This window comes from Hyalangium sp., from assembly GCF_035629615.1.
Taxonomy (GTDB): domain Bacteria; phylum Myxococcota; class Myxococcia; order Myxococcales; family Myxococcaceae; genus Hyalangium.
Genome location: NZ_DASPHO010000481.1, coordinates 1 through 4,525 on the forward strand (window position 1 = coordinate 1; position 4,525 = coordinate 4,525).

General features: G+C 69.9%; 4 protein-coding genes and 1 pseudogene. 1 reads left to right on the forward strand and 4 read right to left on the reverse strand.

Annotated elements, in window-relative coordinates:
- Positions 1 to 274 (forward strand): annotated as a pseudogene (locus tag VD972_RS24695) (ABC transporter ATP-binding protein); the annotation flags it as partial.
- Positions 275 to 778: 504 nt separating this feature from the next.
- Here VD972_RS24695 and VD972_RS24700 read toward each other — a convergent pair.
- From VD972_RS24700 to VD972_RS24715, 4 genes are all read right to left on the reverse strand, one after another.
- Positions 779 to 1,063 carry a hypothetical protein gene (locus VD972_RS24700; protein ID WP_324991000.1) on the reverse strand — a complete coding sequence of 95 codons (285 nt, stop codon included), beginning with the start codon at positions 1,061 to 1,063 and terminating at the stop codon, positions 779 to 781.
- Positions 1,064 to 1,181: 118 nt separating this feature from the next.
- Positions 1,182 to 1,781 (reverse strand): hypothetical protein, encoded by a 600-nt coding sequence (locus tag VD972_RS24705; protein WP_324991002.1) that lies wholly within the window; start codon positions 1,779 to 1,781, stop codon positions 1,182 to 1,184.
- Positions 1,782 to 1,786: 5 nt separating this feature from the next.
- On the reverse strand, positions 1,787 to 4,204 hold the full coding sequence (locus tag VD972_RS24710; RefSeq protein WP_324991004.1) for a hypothetical protein: 2,418 nt from the start codon (positions 4,202 to 4,204) through the stop codon (positions 1,787 to 1,789).
- Between the two features lie 116 nt (positions 4,205 to 4,320).
- On the reverse strand, positions 4,321 to 4,525 hold a 205-nt coding region (locus VD972_RS24715; RefSeq protein WP_324991006.1), incomplete at its 5' end, for a helix-turn-helix domain-containing protein.

The following is a 4,525-nucleotide window of genomic DNA, read 5'->3' on the forward strand; positions in this document are numbered from 1 at the left end:
ACGAGACGTCATGTTTCCGTTGCCAGCGGAGCTGCGAGGAAGCTCGGGGCCGGGCACGCTGATGGTTCGTCCGGAGGACGTGGAGATCGGCACGGAGGGAACGTCGCTGCCGCTCTCCGCGCGGCTGTTTCTCGGCCAGGCGGCGGAGTACCGCTTCCCCGTAGGTGACACGCTCCTGCGTGCCGTGGGCCCACCCATCGAGGCGCGTGCAGGACAGGTGCTCCAGGTCCGCTTCCGGAAGGCGAAGCTGTTCCCCGTTACTGGAGCAGGCTGACAGCACACCCCGCGATTCGTCCGGGCTGGCGGGGAGAGCGGGTGCCGCTTCCGGAGGCGGTCTTCTCCAACCTGTATGGTTGTCAGACAGGTTTGCGGCAGGCTCCGCCGGCAGGCGGCCCTCCGGTCCGGGTCTACGTCTACGGCGAGCGGTCTTGCTTCACAGCCGAGGCCCGTGTCAGGGCAGGATTCAGGAGTCGCTGGCGCAGCACTTCTGTACTGATGAGCTCGCAGAGCTCATATGGCGAGTTGGAGCTGATGCGCGACATGCCATGCGTCTCGCCAGCTCAGCCATGCGAGCCTCATGTCCGGTTGGCGCCCGGCCGAGGCGAGCAACTCCGCGAGTGGCGGTGTCCCGTGTGACGTCAGATACATGAGGGAGCAGCTCGCTCCGTCAACAACCTCGGGCTGGAGCCTGAGCCCCTGCCAGTAGCGCACGAGCTGATCCGGGTCGGGCTTATGCTCCTCGGCCCGGTCGCCATCTTCATCGCTGGCGCTCCCACGTTCAGTCCCGGTAGCCAGGATCGAAGCTGATCGCCGGCTGGCCCGGCAGACACATCGGCCCCGGCCCGAGCGAGCCGTACCAAGCTGCCGCCATCATCGGACGGGCACCCAGACTGCGCTGCTCCGAGCGCCGGAGGACAGCCGCATCGGCCGGCGGACCGGACCTGAAGAGGCTGTGGGCCTTCATCCAGGCCAGCAGGCTGCTCAGTGCGAGACCGAGCCGGGACTCACGGTGCGGCAGCGGTGACCCAAGGTCTGGAGAAACGCTCGCGGTGAGATGACTCATGGGGGTGACTCCTCAGATCGGCCCAGTGATTCCAAGGATATGACGCGTCGCGTCAGTGCCTTCAACCCATTATCGGGCGACAGCCGCAGGGGTTGCGTGCTGTCACGGAAGACAGGTTTTACTGGACCAGGCTGACATCACACCGGCCCGAGGCGTCCCGGGTGAGGTCCTCGGCCACGGTGCGCAGCAGGTTGCGAGTGACGGTGGAGCGCTCGTCCTCGGCGGACTCGCCCTGGGTGAGCCAGGAGGCCACCTTGCTCAGGCTCGCCGCTGTCACCACCTGGAGGCGCACGTTCAGCTGTACCACGAAGGACTCGTTGGACTCGGGCGGCTCCTTCAGCGTCCACGCGGTGCGCTCCAGCGCCAGCACCGGAGTCCCCGAGGGCAAGGCGCGCCCGTCCAGCAGGTACTCACCCTTCGAGAACGAGAGCACCTGGGTGAGCCTCGCGGAGTCCACCTGCTCGTCGAACCACAGCTTGCGGCGGCGCAGCAGCGTCAGCTCCACCTCCAGCCGCCCCGCCAGCCCCAGCCGCAGCAGCCGATCCAGCTCCTGCGTCACGAAGGCCTGCGCCTCGGGCCGCACCACCACGCGCCGCCCGCTGAGGGTGGCCGTGCACTGCGCCCGAGGCTCGTCCGCCCACGCTCCAGGCGCGAGGAACCCCATCGCGGCCACCAGCGCCGCGCCGAGCCCTCGGGCCTGTGCTCCGAGTCGTCTCATGCGTGTCAGAAAGGCCGCGTGAAGAGCAGCCGGGCCTCCGGTACCCAGGAGGCGCGTTCGTCCGCGCGCCACGCAGTGGTCAGCTCCACCTCGTCCCCGAAGTGCAGGTTCACGCCCACCCCCAGCCGCGCGTCCGTCCAGCCCGTCTCCTGCCGCACCGTGCCCACATCCGCGAAGGCGCCGAAGAACCCCCAGCGGTACTCGGCGCTGGCGAGCACCGAGGCGTCCCCCCGGAACTCCTTGAAGGCGTAGCCGCGCAGCGCGCTCCACCCGCCTAGGCCCTCCTGCTTCTGCAGGGGGAGCTCCTCGCCGCCCGCGGCTCGCAGGCGCAGGCGCAGCGCGTCGTCACGGCGCGTGGGCACGTAGAGGAGGGTGTCGCTCACCAGCTTCCAGAAGCGCGTCCCCTCGTCGCCGCCGAAGGAGGGGCGGGCCACCTCCACCGTGACGAAGCTCCGCAGCGCGAGGCGGGCCGGCCACTCATCCTCGAGGGAGAGCAGCGGGAGCTCCGGGCTCCGGAAAAGCGAGCCCGGCTCGTCGCGTCCCCTCCCATCGCTCGCGTACTCGAGCCGTCCAACGAGCGAGCCGAAGCGGGCCTCGGTCACCGGCGCGTTGGGGAAGGGCAGGGAGTCACGCCGGAAGACGGACAGCGGCCGCGCCAGGCTCACCATCGAGGCGTAGGAGTCCCGGCGGTACTCGCCCCCCAGGAGCCAGCGGTTCCCGAGCCGCCACGTCGCGAAGGCCGCCACTCCCTTGCGTCGGAAGTAGTCCGCGTCCGGGCGGTTGAGCAGGGCGGAGTAGATGTACGAGTCGATCGGGCTGATCCGCCACCGGTCCATGGTGTCGGTGAAGTCATGGATCTGGCCACCCAGCTCCGCCAGCCCCAGCGAAGGAACCCGGGCCTTCGCGCCGAGCAGCCAGTTGAGCCGGCGCTGGCGCCGCGTCTGCTCGGGGTCATCCGGGATGTGCTGGCCTCCCAGGCGCAGGGGAATGAAGAACGCCGTCTCCAGCGTCACGTGGGCCCGGTCACCGGGATCCCACACGCGCAGCTTGCCTTCGAGCCCGGGGGCCAGCCCCGTCACCTGCGTGTGCACCGGCAGCAGACCCAGATCAAAGTCGGGCCTGCGTGGCCGCACGTTCACCACCACGCGACGGCCTCGGAGGCCGAGCCCCGCGCGCGCTCCGTGCTCATCGTCGTCACCCCACCACACCTCGACGATGTCCTCCCACGGGAAGTCGACCTCCACGCGCCGACGCTCGCGCCGGGGCTTCTGTTCCTCCTCGCGAACGGTCCGGTAGCGCCGCGCGCCGTCCCCGGTCCGCTCCTCCACGATCTGGACCTTCGGGGCTCGCCGCTCCACGTTCCTCACCTGGAGGTAGGGCAGCCGCTCCTCCATGCGAGCCACCGCTCGGGACATGTCGCTGCGCAGGAAGATGTCCCCCGCCTGGATCCCCAGCGCCTCCCGGATGCGTGGCACCTGGTCCGCGTCCACACCCTCCACGTCCACGCCCTCGATGTGGCCCTCATCGAGCTCCACCTCCAGGCGGCCATCCGGGTGCAGGACCGCACTGAGGCTGGCCAGGAGGTAGCCGTCATCGCGCAGCTCAGAGAGCACACGCTCGAGGGCCGCGGTGAGGCCTCCCGAGACAATGCCGGGCTGGAGCTCGCCCTGTGCGTCGAGGCGGACGAACCACTCTCGAGGTGGACGGAGCGGCGGACAGGTGGGGGTGATGGGGGTGACGCTCACGGTCACGCGCTGCTCGGAGATGCGCAGCGTGGCCACCACCTCGTCGTCGTCGTCATCATCATTGTCATCGTCATCGTGCTTCCGCACGGCCTCCCAGGTCACCGAGCGGAACATGTGCTCGCGCAGCTCTCGGGGCGTGAGGTCCTGCAGTCCCTGGAAGAAGAGGGAGGCGACGAAGGGGTGCTCCTCGACCGTGACCTCCAGTGTCGGAGCCGAGCCCTCCGCGAGCCTCAGCGTGGGAGTGAGGTTCGCGAAGAGGTCCGTGCGCGCGAGGCGGCGCAAGCCTCGGGTGGCCTGCTCCACGGTGAGCGGACCCGTCGCGGGCAGGCCGCTCAGCGTGCGCACTTGATCGACCGTGAGGCGCTGGAGGCCCTTCCATTCGATCCCCGCGAGCGTCTGGGCCTGCCCGTCCACGCGGAGCTGGAGCGTGCCGAGTGCAGAGGGCAGAGCCTCCGACGCCTCGTCGGTGTCCTGACAGCTCTCGGCCTCCAGGGTGGGCAGGGCCGGCGCGGTGGGCGCGGTGCCTGCAGGCCCCGCGTCTGGCGGGGAGCCCGCATCCGGCGCACCGACGCTCTCCACAGGGCCTCCATCGGGCGGCCCCCCCTGAGCACCTGCGAGGAGCGGGAGGAGACACGAGAGGAAGAGGACGAAGCGGTTCATGCCTGGCTTGGAGAGCACGCGCCGTTCCAAGCCATGGCGCGCCGTAAGTGTCTGAAAGGACGAGGAATGGAGCAACGGGCGGATGTCATTTCCACATCCCGATGTCACGGCGCGATGTGAGGGTGACATCGCCCTCATGGCACTGGGAGGCCCAGCGCCTTGATGCGGCGATAGAGGTTGCCCCGGTCCACGTGCAGCAGGCGCGCTGCCCCGGCGATGCTGCCTCCCTCCTCCAGCGCCGCGCGGATGAGCTCCCGCTCGAAGTCCTCCACGTGCTCGCGGTAGCCCTTCTCCCCGAAGGTGAGGCGGCCGGCGCGGGGGGCCTGGGGCGCGACGCTC